The 18,132-nt window shown below is 37.9% G+C and carries 17 protein-coding genes; all 17 read left to right on the forward strand.

Annotated elements, in window-relative coordinates; genetic code table 11:
- Nucleotides 1–104 precede the first annotated feature (104 nt).
- The 17 genes from sucC to rseP all read left to right on the forward strand — a co-directional run bounded on the left by sucC (nt 105) and on the right by rseP (nt 18,120).
- Nucleotides 105–1,265 carry an ADP-forming succinate--CoA ligase subunit beta gene (sucC, locus tag CN326_RS14295; RefSeq protein WP_098309680.1) on the forward strand — a complete coding sequence of 387 codons (1,161 nt, stop codon included), beginning with the start codon at nt 105–107 and terminating at the stop codon, nt 1,263–1,265.
- A 20-nt stretch (nt 1,266–1,285) separates the two neighbouring features.
- Complete coding sequence (gene sucD, locus CN326_RS14300) at nt 1,286–2,188, forward strand: succinate--CoA ligase subunit alpha (protein ID WP_098309681.1); 903 nt, start codon at nt 1,286–1,288, stop codon at nt 2,186–2,188.
- Between the two features lie 89 nt (nt 2,189–2,277).
- On the forward strand, nt 2,278–3,150 hold the full coding sequence (dprA, locus tag CN326_RS14305; RefSeq protein WP_098309682.1) for a DNA-processing protein DprA: 873 nt from the start codon (nt 2,278–2,280) through the stop codon (nt 3,148–3,150).
- A gap of 202 nt (nt 3,151–3,352) precedes the next feature.
- Nucleotides 3,353–5,431, forward strand: a complete 2,079-nt coding sequence (topA, locus tag CN326_RS14310; protein ID WP_098309683.1) for a type I DNA topoisomerase — start codon at nt 3,353–3,355, stop codon at nt 5,429–5,431.
- A gap of 51 nt (nt 5,432–5,482) precedes the next feature.
- Nucleotides 5,483–6,787: an FADH(2)-oxidizing methylenetetrahydrofolate--tRNA-(uracil(54)-C(5))-methyltransferase TrmFO gene (trmFO, locus tag CN326_RS14315; protein ID WP_098309684.1), complete on the forward strand. Its 1,305-nt coding sequence runs from the start codon at nt 5,483–5,485 to the stop codon at nt 6,785–6,787.
- A 65-nt stretch (nt 6,788–6,852) separates the two neighbouring features.
- Complete coding sequence (xerC, locus tag CN326_RS14320; RefSeq protein ID WP_098309685.1) at nt 6,853–7,758, forward strand: tyrosine recombinase XerC; 906 nt, start codon at nt 6,853–6,855, stop codon at nt 7,756–7,758.
- A gap of 43 nt (nt 7,759–7,801) precedes the next feature.
- Entirely contained in the window at nt 7,802–8,344 is a 543-nt protein-coding gene (gene hslV / locus CN326_RS14325; protein WP_098309686.1) for an ATP-dependent protease subunit HslV, read from the forward strand.
- Between the two features lie 22 nt (nt 8,345–8,366).
- Nucleotides 8,367–9,764, forward strand: a complete 1,398-nt coding sequence (gene hslU, locus CN326_RS14330; RefSeq protein WP_098309687.1) for an ATP-dependent protease ATPase subunit HslU — start codon at nt 8,367–8,369, stop codon at nt 9,762–9,764.
- Between the two features lie 76 nt (nt 9,765–9,840).
- The gene (gene codY, locus CN326_RS14335) at nt 9,841–10,620 is read left to right on the forward strand and encodes a GTP-sensing pleiotropic transcriptional regulator CodY (protein WP_020059163.1); all 780 of its coding nucleotides are present in this window, start codon (nt 9,841–9,843) and stop codon (nt 10,618–10,620) included.
- 350 nt (nt 10,621–10,970) lie between these two features.
- Nucleotides 10,971–11,672, forward strand: coding sequence for a 30S ribosomal protein S2 (gene rpsB, locus CN326_RS14340; protein ID WP_090912758.1), 702 nt, complete (start codon nt 10,971–10,973; stop codon nt 11,670–11,672).
- Between the two features lie 103 nt (nt 11,673–11,775).
- Nucleotides 11,776–12,663 carry a translation elongation factor Ts gene (tsf, locus tag CN326_RS14345; RefSeq protein ID WP_098309688.1) on the forward strand — a complete coding sequence of 296 codons (888 nt, stop codon included), beginning with the start codon at nt 11,776–11,778 and terminating at the stop codon, nt 12,661–12,663.
- Nucleotides 12,664–12,728: 65 nt separating this feature from the next.
- Nucleotides 12,729–13,451 (forward strand): UMP kinase, encoded by a 723-nt coding sequence (gene pyrH, locus CN326_RS14350; protein ID WP_098309689.1) that lies wholly within the window; start codon nt 12,729–12,731, stop codon nt 13,449–13,451.
- Between the two features lie 2 nt (nt 13,452–13,453).
- A complete protein-coding gene (gene frr, locus CN326_RS14355) occupies nt 13,454–14,011 on the forward strand; it encodes a ribosome recycling factor (protein WP_098309690.1) in 558 nt (185 codons plus the stop codon).
- 85 nt (nt 14,012–14,096) lie between these two features.
- Nucleotides 14,097–14,873 (forward strand): undecaprenyl pyrophosphate synthase, encoded by a 777-nt coding sequence (locus CN326_RS14360; protein WP_098309691.1) that lies wholly within the window; start codon nt 14,097–14,099, stop codon nt 14,871–14,873.
- A gap of 17 nt (nt 14,874–14,890) precedes the next feature.
- A complete protein-coding gene (locus CN326_RS14365; RefSeq protein ID WP_098309692.1) occupies nt 14,891–15,679 on the forward strand; it encodes a phosphatidate cytidylyltransferase in 789 nt (262 codons plus the stop codon).
- Between the two features lie 23 nt (nt 15,680–15,702).
- Nucleotides 15,703–16,845, forward strand: a complete 1,143-nt coding sequence (dxr, locus tag CN326_RS14370) for a 1-deoxy-D-xylulose-5-phosphate reductoisomerase (RefSeq protein WP_098309693.1) — start codon at nt 15,703–15,705, stop codon at nt 16,843–16,845.
- Nucleotides 16,846–16,863: 18 nt separating this feature from the next.
- The gene (gene rseP, locus CN326_RS14375) at nt 16,864–18,120 is read left to right on the forward strand and encodes an RIP metalloprotease RseP (protein ID WP_098309694.1); all 1,257 of its coding nucleotides are present in this window, start codon (nt 16,864–16,866) and stop codon (nt 18,118–18,120) included.
- Nucleotides 18,121–18,132: the final 12 nt, after the last annotated feature.

The following is an 18,132-nucleotide window of genomic DNA, read 5'->3' on the forward strand; positions in this document are numbered from 1 at the left end:
TTATTGTAGACAGCGTGGCAATCATTTTATACAATGACAATGTAGTGTTTAAAAACATTAAAAAACTTTTCGAGTAAAATAGGAAAATAGGGGAGGATGGGACCATGAATATCCACGAGTATCAGGGGAAAGAAGTCCTTAGAAACTATGGGGTAAGCGTTCCGAACGGGAAGGTTGCCTTTACAGTAGAAGAAGCTGTAGAAGCAGCGAAAGAATTAGGAACGAGTGTATGTGTAGTAAAAGCACAAATTCATGCTGGCGGACGCGGCAAAGCCGGCGGTGTAAAAGTAGCAAAGAACTTAGATGAAGTTCGTACATATGCAGAGGAAATTCTAGGGAAAACGCTTGTAACTCATCAAACAGGTCCTGAAGGTAAAGAAGTAAAGCGCTTACTTATCGAAGAAGGATGCGACATTAAAAAAGAATATTATGTTGGTCTTGTATTAGATCGTGCAACTTCTCAAGTTGTGTTAATGGCGTCTGAAGAAGGCGGCACAGAAATTGAAGAAGTAGCAGAGAAAACACCAGAAAAAATCTTTAAAGAATATATTGATCCTGCGGTAGGCTTGCAAGGCTTCCAAGCACGTCGTATTGCATTTAATATCAATATTCCAAATCAGCTTGTTGGACAAGCTGTTAAGTTTATGATGGGCTTATACCGTGCGTTTATTGAAAAAGACTGCTCTATTGCAGAAATTAACCCGCTTGTTACAACAGGTGACGGAAAAGTTATGGCGTTAGATGCAAAATTAAACTTCGATTCTAATGCTTTATATCGTCATAAAGATATTTTAGAACTTCGTGATCTTGATGAGGAAGATCCAAAAGAAGTGGAAGCTTCTAAATATGACCTAAACTATATTTCATTAGATGGAAATATTGGTTGTATGGTAAATGGTGCAGGACTTGCGATGGCAACGATGGATATTATTAAACATTATAGCGGCGATCCAGCTAACTTCTTAGATGTTGGTGGCGGTGCTACAGCTGAAAAAGTTACAGAAGCTTTCAAAATTATTCTTTCTGACAAAAATGTAAAAGGTATTTTTGTTAACATTTTCGGTGGAATTATGAAATGTGATGTAATTGCGGAAGGTGTTATCGAGGCAACAAAACAAGTGGGCCTTGAATTACCACTTGTTGTTCGTCTTGAAGGTACTAATGTAGAGTTAGGAAAGAAAATTTTAAATGAATCTGGTTTAAATATTGTTGCAGCAGAATCTATGGCAGACGGTGCACAAAAAATTGTTTCACTAGTAGGCTAATAGAAAGCGGGGGAGAAAAAATGAGCGTATTAGTTAATAAAGATACAAAAGTTATTGTACAAGGTATTACAGGTTCTCAAGGTTTATTCCACACAAAGCAAATGATTGAATATGGTACAAAAATCGTCGGTGGTGTAACTCCTGGTAAAGGTGGTACTGAAATCGAAGGTGTACCAGTATTTAATACAGTAGAAGACGCTGTAAAAGCAACAGGTGCAAACGCTTCTGTTGTATACGTTCCACCTGCTTTTGCTGCGGATGCAATTATGGAAGCTGTTGATGCAGAGCTTGATTTAGTAGTATGTATTACAGAAGGTATCCCTGTATTGGATATGGTAAATGTTAAGAAATATATGCAAGGCAAAAAGACACGTCTTCTTGGACCAAACTGCCCAGGTGTTATTACGCCAGATGAGTGTAAGATTGGTATTATGCCAGGATACATTCATAAAAAAGGTCATGTTGGTATCGTATCTCGTTCAGGTACGTTAACATATGAAGCTGTACATCAATTAACACAAGAAGGAATCGGCCAGTCAACTGCAGTTGGTATTGGTGGTGACCCTGTAAATGGTACAAACTTCATCGATGCATTAAAAGCATTCAATGAAGATGAAGAGACACATGCGGTTATTATGATTGGTGAAATTGGTGGAACAGCAGAAGAAGAAGCTGCTGAGTGGGTAAAAGCGAACATGACGAAACCTGTTGTTGGCTTTATTGGCGGTCAAACAGCACCTCCAGGAAAACGCATGGGCCATGCAGGTGCGATTATTTCTGGTGGTAAAGGTACAGCTGCTGAAAAAATTAAAACGATGGAAGCTTGCGGTATTAAAGTTGCTGAAACACCAGCTGTTATGGGTGAAACTTTAATTTCTGTTTTAAAAGAAAAAGGTTTATTTGAAACTTGTAAAAATTATTAATAGCTTAGAAAGACACCTTCTGTAAAAGAGGGTGTCTTTTATACCTTCGATTGTTTACATAATATTAATTATGGGTAAGGAGAATGAATATGAAACGTGAAAGATTGTTACATCTTCATTACTATTTGGCGGATCAGTGGAAAGTACTCCGGCGTTTACTATCTATCGACCCTCAGTTAACCGATATTTATTCCTTTCAAGCTCCTCAAATTGAAAAACATCTTGGGCTGCCTATGCAAAAAGCCTCTGCACTTGTTTCGTATCTTCAAAAAACACATCCTTCTTTCTGTATTCAAAAATTACAAGATGAGCACATTTTTTATATAACGATATGGGATGATGACTATCCGAGTTTATTGCGCGAAATTCCTGATCCTCCGTTTGTTTTATATGGAAAGGGAAGAAAAGAATTGCTACAATGGACAAAAAAATTAGCCGTTGTGGGAACGAGAAATCCGTCTTTATACGGAAAAGGAAGCATACAATCTATTTTACAACCGCTTATGAAAAATGAATGGTTAATTGTGAGTGGGCTTGCAAGTGGTATCGATTCAATTGCGCATGAAATTGCAGTAGAGCACCGCTTTGCGACAATTGCAGTATTAGGACACGGCTTACAATATATGTATCCAAAAAAGAATCAATCTTTTTATGAAAAATGGAAAGAACAAATCGTACTTGTAACGGAGTATCCCCCGCATTATGCACCGCAAAAATGGTATTTTCCGAGGCGAAACCGCATTATAAGTGGACTTTGTCAAGGTGTTCTCGTGGTAGAGGCGAATGCTCGGAGTGGTTCTCTTATTACAGCGGACTTTGCTTTAGAACAAAATAGAGAAGTATTTGCCTTACCAGGTCCTAACTATATTGAGAGTGCTGCGGGAACGAATCAACTCATCCAACAAGGAGCGAAATTAGTTCAATGTGCAAAAGATGTGATAGAAGAACTTTCAAATTGCTAGTATATTTTATATTTTTATTAAACAATTATTGACAAATGGTAGATTGTCACTGTATGTTATATTCATTGTTGATTGACAAAAACGAGAGAAATCAATAATATTAGTCAATAATCCATCCAAAAAAGTTTTAAGAGCTTTGAGGAAGGAGCATTTGTGTGAAAAAAGATGAAGACTTGAATCCACCTCTTAAGGAGGCACTAGCATGTCAGATTACCTTGTAATCGTGGAGTCGCCTTCTAAGGCGAAAACCATTGAAAAATATTTAGGGAAAAAATACAAAGTAATCGCGTCTATGGGCCATGTTCGCGATTTACCTAAAAGCCAAATGGGAATAGAAGTAAAAAACAATTTCACCCCAAAATATATTACCATTCGTGGTAAAGGTCCTGTTTTAAAAGATTTGAAGACAGCAGCAAAAAAAGCAAAAAAAGTCTATCTCGCAGCCGATCCAGATCGTGAGGGAGAAGCGATTGCTTGGCATTTAGCAAATACGCTGAATGTAGATATAGAGTCAGATTGCCGTGTTGTATTCAATGAAATTACAAAAGATGCCATTAAAGAATCCTTTAAACATCCTCGTGCGATTAATATGGATTTAGTGGATGCACAGCAAGCAAGACGCGTGCTTGACCGACTTGTTGGTTATAATATTAGTCCTTTACTATGGAAGAAAGTAAAAAAAGGATTAAGTGCAGGGCGTGTGCAGTCTGTTGCAGTACGCTTAATTATAGATCGCGAAAAAGAAATTCAAGCGTTTACACCAGAAGAATTCTGGACGATTAAAACTGAATTTGTAAAAGGAAAAGAGACGTTTGAAGCATCCTTCTATGGAATAAATGGGGAAAAAGTAGAATTAACAAATGAACAACAAGTAAATGAAATCATTGAAAAAATGCAAGAAAATGCATTTTCAGTTGAAAGTGTAACGAGAAAAGAACGAAAACGTAATCCTGCATTACCATTTACGACATCTTCTCTGCAACAAGAAGCTGCGAGAAAATTAAATATGCGAGCAAAGAAAACGATGATGCTTGCACAGCAGCTTTATGAAGGTATTGATATTGGAAAGCAAGGGACGGTCGGATTAATTACATATATGAGAACAGATTCAACGAGAATTTCAGAAACAGCGCAACAAGAAGCACGTTCTTATATCGAAGAAGCGTTTGGGGCAGACTACATAGGGACACAAAAAAAGAAAGAGTCGAAAAATGCAAAGGCACAAGATGCGCACGAAGCGGTTCGACCTTCATCTGTCTTGCGTAAACCAGATGAATTAAAAAGCTATTTGAGCCGTGACCAATATCGTTTATATAAACTGATTTGGGAGCGATTTGTTGCAAGTCAGATGGCATCTGCTATAATGGATACCGTTACAGCTACATTGATAAACAATTCTGTTCAATTTCGTGCAAATGGATCTGTTGTGAAATTCCCGGGATTTATGAAGGTATATGTGGAAACAAAAGATGATGGAGCAGAAGAGAAGGATAGAATGTTACCTAAGTTAGACATAGGAGAAACAGTCTTTTCTAAAGATGTCGAACCGAAACAACATTTCACTCAGCCCCCACCGCGTTATACAGAGGCGCGTTTAGTAAAGACGTTAGAGGAACTTGGAATTGGTAGACCATCTACATATGTACCGACGCTAGAAACGATTCAAAAACGCGGATATGTAGGGTTAGACAATAAGCGATTTATTCCAACTGAGCTTGGCGAAATTGTAATTGAACTTATTTTAGAGTTTTTCCCAGAAATTATTAATATCGAGTTTACAGCTAATATGGAGCAAAATCTTGATGAAATAGAAGAGGGAAATGCAAATTGGGTACAAATTGTTGATGATTTCTACAAAGAGTTTGAGCCGCGTTTAGAGAAAGCGGAGAAAGAAATGCGCGAAGTAGAAATTAAAGATGAGCCTGCCGGAGAAGATTGTGAGCTGTGCGGTAACCCAATGGTCTTCAAAATGGGGAAATTCGGAAAGTTTATGGCTTGTTCTAATTTCCCGGATTGCCGAAATACAAAACCGATTGTTAAAGAAATCGGTGTTACATGTCCGAAGTGTGACGAAGGACAAATTATTGAACGACGAAGTAATAAAAAGAAACGTCTTTTTTACGGCTGCGGCACATATCCAGAGTGCGACTTCGTTTCTTGGGATAAGCCAATTGGTCGGAAATGTCCAAAGTGCGAAGGGATGCTTGTTGAGAAGAAGTTGAAAAAAGGCGTTCAAGTACAGTGTATTTCTTGTGATTATGAAGAAGAACAACAAATGTGAGCCTACCAGCTCACATTTTTTTCGGGAAATGAAAAAAGAAAGGTGAGACAAATGACAACACAAGTAGTAAACGTAATTGGTGCAGGTCTTGCAGGAAGCGAAGCAGCTTATCAAATCGCAAAGCGCGGGGTTCAAGTAAGATTATATGAAATGAGACCAGTAAAACAAACACCAGCTCATCATACAGATAAATTTGCTGAGCTTGTATGTAGTAACTCGCTTCGTGCAAATACATTAACAAATGCGGTTGGTGTAATTAAAGAAGAGATGCGCCGTATGGATTCTGTTATTATTCGTGCAGCAGATGAGTGTTCTGTACCAGCGGGCGGTGCTTTAGCTGTAGACCGTCATGAATTTGCGGCGAAGGTAACGGAATATGTGAAAAATCATCCGAACGTAACGGTAATGAATGAGGAAATTACAGAAATTCCAGAAGGACCTACTGTAATTGCAACAGGACCGCTTACTTCACCAGCGCTATCAGCACAACTAAAAGAGCTAACGGGTGAGGATTATTTTTACTTCTATGATGCGGCGGCACCTATTGTGGAAAAAGAAAGCATTGATATGGAGAAAGTATATTTAAAATCTCGTTATGATAAAGGTGAAGCAGCATATTTAAACTGTCCTATGACAGAAGAAGAATTTAACCGTTTTTATGATGCGTTAATTGCTGCGGAAACAGTGCCATTAAAAGAATTTGAGAAGGAAGTTTTCTTTGAAGGGTGTATGCCTGTAGAAGTAATGGCAAACCGCGGCCGACAAACATTACTATTTGGACCGATGAAACCAGTTGGATTAGAAGATCCGAAAACAGGGAAAACACCGTATGCGGTTGTTCAATTACGTCAAGATGATGCGGCAGGAACATTATACAATATTGTTGGTTTCCAAACACACTTAAAGTGGGGGCCGCAAAAAGAAGTGTTACAATTAATTCCTGGACTAGAAAATGCAGAGATTGTACGTTATGGTGTGATGCATCGTAATACATTTATTAATTCGCCAAAATTACTTCGTCCAACATACCAATATAAAAATCGGGATGATTTATTTTTCGCTGGACAGATGACTGGAGTAGAGGGATATGTAGAATCAGCTGCTTCGGGCCTGTTAGCGGGTATAAACGCAGCTCGTCTTGTGAAAGGTGAAGAGTCGGTTGTTTTACCACCAGTAACAGCAATGGGAAGTATGGCAAATTACATTACAACGACGAATGTAAAAAACTTCCAGCCGATGAACGCGAATTTCGGGTTGTTTGCACCGCTAGAAAAGAAAATCAAGAAGAAGCAAGAACGCAACGAAGCGTATGCAAATCGCGCTTTAGAAACAATTCAAAATTTTGTAAATATTTAGTCAAATTTCTTGCAAAGGCTACTAAATTGTGATACGATTTAGTAGCCTTTATTGAGGTGAAGAGTATGGATAAACATGTGAATAAAATGTTACAATTATTCGTCGGATATTTACAAATTGAAAGAAATTATTCAAAATATACAGTTGAAAGTTATCAAAATGATTTAGAACATTTTGTACAATTTATGAAGCGAGAAGGTATTTCCTCTTTTTCGGACATTACGTATGTTGATGTTCGTTTATATTTAACCACTTTGCATAATGAAAAGTTAGCAAGGAAATCTGTAGCGCGAAAGATCTCGAGTTTACGAAGTCTGTACCGTTTTTTGATGCGTGAAGGATATCGGGAAGATAATCCATTTGCACTTGCGTCACTTCCTAAAAAAGAATGGTCAATCCCAAAATTTTTGTACGTTGAAGAATTAGAGCAGTTATTTGAGGTTTCTGATACTGCCAAGCCGTTAGGACAGCGAGATCAAGCTTTATTGGAGCTCATGTATGCGACGGGTATTCGTGTCAGTGAATGTGTGAAACTTCAACTTACGGATATTGATTTTTCAACTGGGACGATTTTGGTGACAGGGAAAGGAAGGAAACAGCGCTATGTTCCCTTTGGGAGTTATGCACAAGATGCTTTACTAACTTACATAGAAAATGGGAGAAAACGATTGGAGAAAAAATCGGAGAAATACTCCCAAATGGTGTTTTTAAATGCGAAAGGTACACCGTTAACAGATCGGGGCGTTCGATATATTTTAAATGAACTAATAAAAAAAACTTCCCTTACAATGAATATAAGCCCTCATATGTTAAGACATACATTTGCGACTCATATGTTAAATGAAGGGGCAGACTTACGAACTGTACAAGAGCTATTAGGGCATGAAAATTTATCGGCAACACAAATTTATACGCATGTCTCAAAGGAAAGGTTGCGTTCTGTTTACATGATGCATCATCCACGCGCATAAATTGCTTTTAAAAGCTATAAAAACAAATAAAGGAGTTTTTTCTATGGGAAATTTCCATGCTACAACGATATTTGCAATTCACCATAATGGAGAATGTGCAATGGCTGGAGACGGGCAAGTTACGCTTGGGAATGCTGTTGTTATGAAGCATACAGCTCGTAAAGTTCGAAAGCTATTTCACGGTAAAGTGTTAGCTGGTTTTGCGGGTTCTGTCGCAGATGCTTTTACGTTATTTGAGATGTTCGAAGGGAAGCTTGAAGAGTACAACGGTAATTTGCAGCGGGCTGCTGTAGAAATGGCAAAGCAGTGGCGAGGAGATAAAATGCTTCGCCAATTAGAGGCAATGTTAATTGTTATGGATAAAAATACGTTGTTACTTGTTTCAGGGACAGGTGAAGTGATTGAACCTGATGATGGCATTTTAGCGATTGGATCTGGTGGGCATTATGCACTTGCAGCAGGGCGTGCTTTAAAACAGCATGCAGGTGATCATTTTACAGCAAGAGAAATTGCGAAAGCAAGTTTAGAAATCGCTAGCAATATTTGTGTATATACGAACGAAAATATTATTGTGGAAGAATTGTAGAACTGTAAGGGAGGCGTTTTATATGCATTTACATTTTACTCCGCGACAAATTGTAGAGAAGCTAGATCAATATATTATTGGTCAAAGAGATGCGAAAAAAGCGGTTGCAGTAGCGCTCCGAAATCGTTATCGCCGTAGTAAGTTAGCGGAAGGACTTCGCGATGAAATTGCACCCAAAAATATCTTAATGATTGGGCCGACTGGGGTCGGGAAAACAGAAGTGGCGAGACGAATCGCAAAGCTTGTCGGTGCTCCCTTTATTAAAGTAGAGGCGACAAAATTTACAGAAGTAGGCTATGTTGGCCGTGATGTTGAATCTATGGTTCGTGATCTTGTGGAAACTTCTGTTCGAATTGTGAAAGAAGAAAAAATGGTTCATGTTAAAGATAAAGCGGAAGAGCAAGCGAACCAGCGGATTGTTGAAATTTTAGTACCGTATAAACAAAAAGAGTCAGGGTTTAAAAATCCGTTAGAGATGTTATTTGGCGGATATCAAAATCAAAGCACAACTCCAGCATCGGAGCAGCAGGATGAGCGGGAAGTTGAGCAGAAACGAAAAGAAGTAGAAAAGCAGCTTGCTGCAGGTTTATTAGAAGATGAAGCGATTACAATCGAAGTGACAGAACAACAATCATCTATGTTCGATATGCTTCAAGGTACAGGAATGGAACAAATGGGCATGAATTTTCAAGATGCGCTTGGAAGTTTTATGCCGAAAAAAACGAAGAAACGTAAACTTTCTGTAAAAGAAGCGAGAAAAGTCTTGACAAATGAAGAAGCACAGCGCTTAATTGATATGGATGAAGTTACACAAGAGGCTGTTTATCGTGCTGAACAGCTTGGAATTATTTTTATTGATGAGATTGACAAAATTGCTGGTAAACAATCGAATAGCGTTGATGTATCACGTGAAGGCGTACAGCGGGATATCTTACCGATTGTGGAAGGATCGACTGTTGTGACAAAGTATGGACCGATAAGAACTGATTACGTTTTATTTATTGCAGCGGGCGCTTTTCATATGTCAAAGCCGTCAGATTTAATTCCAGAACTACAAGGAAGATTCCCGATTCGAGTAGAGTTAACGAAATTGTCAGCAGATGATTTTGAGAAAATCCTTGTAGAGCCAGATAATGCTTTGGCAAAACAATATATAGCATTATTGGAAACGGAAGGTATAGAAATTGAATTTTCTGACGAAGCTATTCGTAAGATTGCCGAGATTGCCTATCAAGTCAATCAAGATACAGATAATATTGGAGCAAGAAGGCTTCATACTATTATGGAAAAGCTTCTTGAAGATTTATCGTTTGAAGCATCTGAAATTACGTTAGAAAAGGTAACGATAACACCTCAGTATGTAGAGGAAAAGTTAGCGACGATTGCTAAAAATAAAGATGTGAGCCAGTTTATTTTGTAATAGTATCATCAGGTGACTCGCCCTAGTTTCCAAGAGAGTAAAAGTATGTGAATAATATGTAGGAGGAAATTTTGAAATGGAATTATTAGCAAAAACAAGAAAGCTGAATGCGTTATTACAGAGCGCAGCAGGAAAACCAGTAAACTTTAGAGAAATGGCTGACACAATGTGTGAAGTAATTGAAGCGAACGTATTTATTGTAAGTCGTCGTGGAAAATTATTAGGATATGCAATTCACCAACAAATCGAAAATGAGCGCATGAAACAAATGCTTGCTGAGCGTCAATTCCCAGAAGAGTATACAAAGAACTTATTCAATGTAACTGAAACGTCTCCAAACCTAGAAGTAAACAGTGAGTATACAGCGTTCCCTGTAGAAAACAGAGAGTTATTTGGTCAAGGTTTAACAACTATCGTACCAATCGTTGGCGGTGGTGAGCGTCTAGGTACATTAGTATTAGCGCGTCTTGGTCAAGAATTTTTAGATGATGATTTAATTCTTGCTGAATATAGTTCTACTGTAGTAGGTATGGAAATTCTACGTGAAAAAGCAGAAGAAATTGAAGAAGAAGCACGTAGTAAAGCGGTTGTACAAATGGCAATTAGCTCATTATCATACAGTGAATTAGAAGCAATTGAGCATATTTTCGAAGAATTAAATGGAACAGAAGGCTTACTTGTTGCAAGTAAAATTGCTGATCGTGTAGGTATTACGCGTTCTGTAATCGTAAACGCACTTCGTAAGTTAGAAAGTGCTGGTGTAATCGAATCTCGTTCTTTAGGTATGAAAGGAACATACATTAAAGTATTAAATGATAAATTTTTACATGAACTTGCGAAATTAAAAACAAACTAATTTCAAAAGACTAAGAGCTCTTCTGTATAGTGCAGAAGAGCTCTTTTTTAGTGTTCTCAGCAGAAAAAATTTCTAATGAGGGGGACGCTTTATCATTAAAATAGCTTAGAAATAAGGGAGAATGGCAATACTGTAATATGATTCGATAGTAAAAATAAGTAACTGAAAAGAAAGTTTCATAATGTCTGTATTTTCGACTTGATTGTGATATTTTGTTGTGATATAGTTGTCAGTGGTGTCAGTACAAAGTACACACGTTCATTGATTTAAGTGTTGGTGCTACGCTTGTAGTTTCGCTTAAAGATGAAGTGAACGGAGGATATCAAAAACCATTTAGGAGGAACTAAATTATGTCAGTAATTTCTATGAAGCAATTGCTTGAAGCTGGTGTTCACTTCGGACATCAAACTCGTCGTTGGAACCCAAAAATGAAACGTTACATTTTCACAGAGCGTAACGGTATCTACATCATCGACTTACAAAAAACTGTGAAAAAAGTTGAAGAAGCATTCAACGTAATGAGAGACATCGCTGCTAACGGCGGTAACGTATTATTCGTAGGTACAAAAAAACAAGCACAAGATGCTATTAAAGAAGAAGCAACTCGCGCTGGTATGTACTTCGTTAACCAACGTTGGTTAGGTGGTACGTTAACAAACTTCCAAACAATTCAAAAGCGTATTAAACGCCTTAAAGACATCGAAAGAATGCAAGAAGATGGCACTTTCGAAGTACTTCCTAAGAAAGAAGTTGTACAACTTAAGAAAGAATTAGAGCGTCTTGAAAAATTCTTAGGCGGCATTAAAGATATGAAAGGTCTTCCAGATGCATTATTCGTAGTAGACCCTCGTAAAGAGCGTATCGCAGTTGCTGAAGCACGCAAATTAAACATTCCAATCATCGGTATCGTTGATACAAACTGTGATCCAGACGAAATCGATCACGTAATTCCAGCAAACGATGATGCAATTCGTGCTGTAAAACTTCTTACATCTAAAATGGCAGACGCGATCCTTGAAGCAAAACAAGGTGAAGAAACTGTTACTGCGTAACAAATTTGGAAAGGTGATAAGGGGTTCGGCCTTTTATCACCTTTTTTAAGGTATAAACACCTTTTTAAAAGGTATAAATACATATTTTAGGAGGATGAAAAGTATGGCAATCACTGCACAAATGGTAAAAGAACTTCGTGAAAAAACTGGCGCAGGTATGATGGACTGCAAAAAAGCTTTAACAGAAACTAACGGCGACATGGAGAAAGCAATTGATTTCTTACGTGAAAAAGGTATTGCAAAAGCTGCTAAAAAAGCAGACCGCATCGCTGCTGAAGGTTTAACTTTCATCGAAACAAACGGTAACGACGGTTTAATCTTAGAATTAAACTCTGAAACTGATTTCGTTGCGAAAAACGAAGGTTTCCAAACATTAATTAAAGAATTAGCTGCTCACTTATTAGCTAACAAACCTGCTAACATTGAAGAAGCTATGGCTCAAACAATTGCAAACGGCAAAACAGTAGAAGAGCACATCAACGAAGCAATCGCTAAAATTGGTGAAAAACTTACACTTCGTCGTTTTGAAATCGTATCAAAAACTGATGCAGATGCATTCGGTGCTTACCTACACATGGGTGGACGCATTGGTGTATTAACAGTTCTTGAAGGTTCTGCAGATGAAGCAGCTGCTAAAGATGTAGCAATGCACATTGCAGCAGTTAACCCTAAATACATCGACCGCGATGCTGTAACAGCTGAAGAAGTTGAGCATGAGCGTCAAGTATTAACACAACAAGCTTTAAACGAAGGCAAGCCAGAAAAAATCGTTGCGAAAATGGTTGAAGGTCGTCTTGGCAAATTCTTCGAAGAGATTTGCTTACTTGACCAAGCATTCGTTAAAAATCCTGATATGAAAGTTCGTCAGTTCGTTGAGTCTAAAGGCGGCACATTAAAAGGATTCGTTCGCTACGCTGTTGGTGAAGGTATTGAAAAGCGTCAAGACAACTTTGCTGAAGAAGTAATGAACCAAGTAAAAGGCAGCAACTAATAAAGATTGGGGGACACATTGTGTTCCCTTTTTTAAAATAAAGATGTAGGCAATGGAGGTTCATTATGAGTAAGCCAAAATATAATCGTGTAGTATTAAAGCTGAGCGGGGAAGCTTTAGCTGGAGATAAAGGATTTGGAATTAATCCGTCTGTTATTAAGTCGGTTGCTGAGCAAGTGAAAGAAATTGCTGAGTTAGACGTAGAAGTAGCAGTTGTTGTTGGCGGTGGTAACATTTGGCGCGGTAAGATTGGTAGCGAAATGGGAATGGATCGTGCAACGGCTGATTATATGGGAATGTTAGCAACGGTAATGAACTCTTTAGCTCTTCAAGACAGCTTAGAGAATTTAGGAGTTCAAACACGTGTACAAACTTCTATTGAAATGCGTCAAGTGGCGGAACCTTATATTCGCCGTAAAGCAAATCGTCATTTAGAGAAAAAACGTGTTGTTATTTTTGCTGCAGGTACAGGAAACCCTTACTTCTCTACTGATACAACTGCAGCACTACGTGCAGCTGAGATTGAGGCAGATGTTATTTTAATGGCGAAAAATAATGTAGATGGCGTATATAGTGCAGATCCAACTGTTGATGAAACAGCAACAAAATACGAATCACTTACATATTTAGATGTCTTGAAAGAAGGCTTGGGTGTAATGGATTCTACAGCTTCTTCTCTATGTATGGATAATGATATTCCGTTAATTGTATTCTCCATTATGGAAGAAGGCAACATTAAACGCGCTGTTCTGGGCGAAAATATTGGAACAATTGTGAGGGGGAAATAATAATGGGACAACAAGTTTTAAGCAATACAAAAGAAAAAATGGAAAAAGCAACCGCTGCATATTCTCGTGAACTTTCAACAGTTCGTGCAGGACGCGCAAGTGCTTCTGTATTAGATAAAGTACAAGTAGATTACTACGGTGCACCAACACCTGTTGTACAATTAGCAAATATTACAGTGCCAGAAGCACGTTTACTAGTTATTCAGCCATACGATAAGACATCTATCGGTGATATTGAAAAAGCAATTTTAAAAGCTGACTTAGGATTAAATCCTTCTAATGATGGTTCTGTCATTCGTATTGCATTCCCTGCATTAACGGAAGAACGTCGTCGTGAACTTGTGAAAGTTGTGAAAAAATATTCTGAAGATGCAAAAGTAGCTGTTCGTAACGTTCGCCGTGATGCAAATGATGAGTTGAAAAAACTTGAGAAAAACGGTGAAATTACAGAAGATGATTTAAGAGGGTACACAGAAGATATCCAAAAAGAAACGGATAAATATATCGCAAAAGTTGACGATATTACAAAAAACAAAGAAAAAGAAATTATGGAAGTGTAATCGCGAAGCTTTCGCAAATATGACCCTCTTCTTAAGGGGGTCTTTTTACACTTTTAGGCATATGTCTGCTCGTTGGAGGGTTTGAATGATGTTTAAAAAACTTCCTTTTTTTAAAGGCAATAAGATCGCGTCGTTTGATCATCTCGTAGAAGAAGCAAAAAAAGGAGAAATTCCAGCGCATATTGCAATCATTATGGATGGTAATGGAAGATGGGCGAAAAGAAGGGCGATGCCTCGTATTGCAGGTCATCATGAAGGAATGCAAGTCGTAAAGAAAATTACGAAATTTGCTAGTAAGCTCGGTGTTAAAGTACTGACCCTTTACGCCTTTTCTACAGAGAACTGGAAAAGACCGAAATTAGAAGTGGATTATTTAATGAAACTTCCTGAAGAATTTTTAGGTGCATTTTTGCCAGAGCTCATTGAAGAAAATGTACAAGTACGTGTGATAGGACAAAAGGATCGTCTTCCAACTCACACGCGCAGGGCGCTGGAAAAAGCGATTGAAGATACGAAAGATAACACGGGTTTAATCTTAAATTTTGCGTTAAACTATGGAAGTCGTGATGAAATTGTGTCTGCTGTGCAAAATATGGTTAGGGATAGTGAAGAAGGAAAACTTCGTTCTGCAGAAATAACAGAAGATACTATTTCTTCGTATTTAATGACAAGAACATTGCCTGATCCTGATTTACTAATCCGAACAAGCGGTGAAATCCGTATTAGTAATTTTATGCTATGGCAAATTGCTTATACAGAACTTTGGTTTACCGATGTAAATTGGCCGGATTTTACAGAAGAACATTTATTACAGTCTATTACTGACTTCCAAAATAGAGGTCGCAGATTTGGAGGCGTGTAGAAAGAGAGGGTTTGGTAGTGAAACAGAGAATAATTACTGGAGTGATTGCTGCCGCGCTATTCATTCCCATCGTATTTTACGGTGGCGTGCCTTTTACAATTTTAGTGTATGCATTAGCTTCTGTTGGATTATATGAATTAATTCGAATGAATAAGCTAACGATTATTTCTGTGCCAACAGTTTTAGCAGCATTATTGCTGTGGACTATTTTAGTTCCAAGTAATGTAACGGGCGTATTTGAAACAATTGGTTTAACGAAAGGGGACATTACATTTGTAATTGTCTTATTGCTTTTATCATATACTGTCCTTTCTAAGAATACATTTACTTTTGACAATGCTGCATTTTTATTGATGGCAACAACTTATGTTGCAATGGGGTTCCTTTATTTGAATGAAACTCGTATTGCAGGAATTCAATATGTATTTTATGCATTGTTTGTGATTTGGGCAACGGATTCTGGTGCTTACTTTATTGGAAAAGCAATCGGGAAACGCAAACTTTGGCCAGAAATTAGTCCAAATAAAACGATAGAAGGTTCTATCGGCGGTATTTTATGTGGAATTGTTGTTGCTCTTGTGTATAATGTATTTTTACCGGTTCATTCAAATATAAGTGTCCTTATTGCAGTTACAACTGCAATATCGGTATTTGGCCAAATTGGAGACTTAGTAGAATCTGCATTTAAACGTCATTATGGTGTGAAAGATTCAGGTACAATTTTACCAGGACACGGTGGTATTCTCGATCGAACTGACAGCTGGTTATTTGTATTACCGTTATTACATTTCTTACATTTCATTTAATGAACGAACGAGGAGTTGGAGTAATGAAAACCATTAGTTTATTAGGTGCAAGTGGATCAATTGGAACGCAAACATTAGATGTATTGCGCTCGCACCAAGACCAATTCCGTCTCGTTGCTTTTTCTGTTGGGAGAAACATTGAGTTTGCTCAGCAAATGATTCAAGAGTTTTCTCCTGAGATTGTGTCTGTACAACAAAAGGAAGATGCTTGGCGATTACAAACAGTTTGTGGAAATACGAAAATTGTATATGGAGATGAAGGGCTGCTTGAAGTTGCACTTCATCCAGATGCAGAAATACTTGTAAACGCTGTTGTTGGTAGTGTCGGATTACTACCGACATTACGAGCAATTGAGGCGAAAAAAACGATTGCAATTGCAAATAAAGAAACATTAGTAACAGCAGGGCATTTAGTTATGGAAGCTGCAAAAAAGCATAACGTACCTTTACTTCCTGTAGATAGTGAGCACTCTGCTATTTTTCAATGCTTAAACGGAGAAAATGAGAAGCGTATTTCTCGATTAATTTTGACAGCATCAGGTGGAAGTTTCCGAGATAAAACGAGGAATGAACTTCAGCATGTGACAGTAGAAGATGCACTTCGTCATCCAAACTGGTCTATGGGTTCGAAAATTACAATTGATTCTGCTACAATGATGAATAAGGGACTAGAGGTTATCGAAGCGCATTGGCTTTTTAATATCTCTTATGAGCAAATCGATGTTGTATTACATAAAGAAAGTATCATTCACTCAATGGTTGAGTTTGAAGATCGCAGTGTAATGGCGCAGCTTGGTACACCAGATATGCGTGTTCCAATTCAATATGCACTTACTTACCCTGATCGTTTTTCACTTCCAAACGCTAAACAGCTGAATTTATGGGAAATTGGAACATTACATTTTCAAACAATGGATATGGAACGTTTCCGTTGCCTTCGATTTGCATATGAAGCTGGGAAAACGGGAGGAAGTATGCCAACTGTGATGAATGCAGCTAATGAAGCCGCTGTAGAAGCTTTTCTGCAAAAGAAAATCAGTTTCTTAACAGTAGAAGACCTCATTGAAAAAGCAATGCACCATCACAATGTCATTGCGCGTCCAAGCTTAGAAGAAATTCAGGAAATCGATGCTGCCACAAGACGATTTGTGATGGAACAAATTTAGCAAAGGTGGTTATGGAACTTGAATACAGCGATTACCTTTATTTTAATTTTCGGTGCACTCGTGTTTTTCCATGAACTTGGACATTTGTACTTTGCCAAACGTGCTGGCATTTTGTGTCGTGAATTTGCCATTGGTTTTGGTCCAAAATTGTTCTCGTTTGAAAAAAATGAAACAGTTTATACAGTTCGTTTACTTCCACTTGGTGGTTATGTACGAATGGCTGGAGAGGATCCAGAAACAATTGAACTAAAACCGGGTACAAAAGTTGGACTTGTGTTAAACGAAAAAGAAGAGGTTACGAAAATTGTTTTGGATAATCGTGAAAAATATCCAAATGTTCGTGTTGTTGAAGTGGAACAAGCTGACTTGGAACATAAGCTAATCATATCTGGATATGAAGAGTATGAAGAAGATTTACAAACATTTCGGGTTCACGAGAAAGCTCGTTACGTTTCAGCAGGAGAGGAGACACAGATTGCGCCGTTTAATAGGCAATTTGGCTCAAAAACGTTAGGACAACGAGCGCTTGCTATTGTTGCTGGTCCAGCAATGAACTTTGTTCTTGCTTTCGTTTTATTTATTATCATTGGTTTTGTACAAGGAATTCCTGTAGATAAACCAATGATTGGAAAAGTGGTATCTGGTAGCGTGGCGCAGAAAGCTGGATTACATGAAGATGACATCGTTACGTCCATTAATAATGAACCAACAAATAGTTGGAAAGATGTAGTGAATATCGTTCGTGAAAATCCTGGAAAAGAAATTACGATGAATGTAACACGTGATAGTCAAAAAGTAACGATACAAGTTACTCCTGCTGCTGAAAAAGAAGGGGACGTTACAGTTGGTAGAATTGGAGTGCAATCGCCTGTTGAGAAGTCTCTATTTGGTTCAATTAAAGCAGGATTTGATGAAACATATAAGTGGACAAAACTCATTTTTGGTTCCCTTATGCAGCTAATTACAGGACATTTCTCTATAAATGATTTATCTGGCCCAGTGGGGATTTATAATTTAACAGGTCAAGTTGTAGAGTATGGTACTATTCGTGTTCTTAGTTTAACAGCTGTTTTAAGTATAAATCTTGGTTTGTTTAACTTATTACCTATTCCTGCACTAGACGGGGGACGCCTTTTCTTCTTCTTAATTGAAGCGCTCCGCGGAAAACCGATTGATCGTCAAAAAGAAGGAATGGTTCACTTTATTGGTTTTGCTTTATTGATGTTACTTATGTTAGTTGTGACATGGAATGATATACGGAAGTTTTTCTTATAAAAGAGGTGCTAT

The organism is Bacillus sp. AFS018417 (assembly GCF_002560985.1).
GTDB classification, from domain to species: domain Bacteria; phylum Bacillota; class Bacilli; order Bacillales; family Bacillaceae_G; genus Bacillus_A; species Bacillus_A rhizoplanae.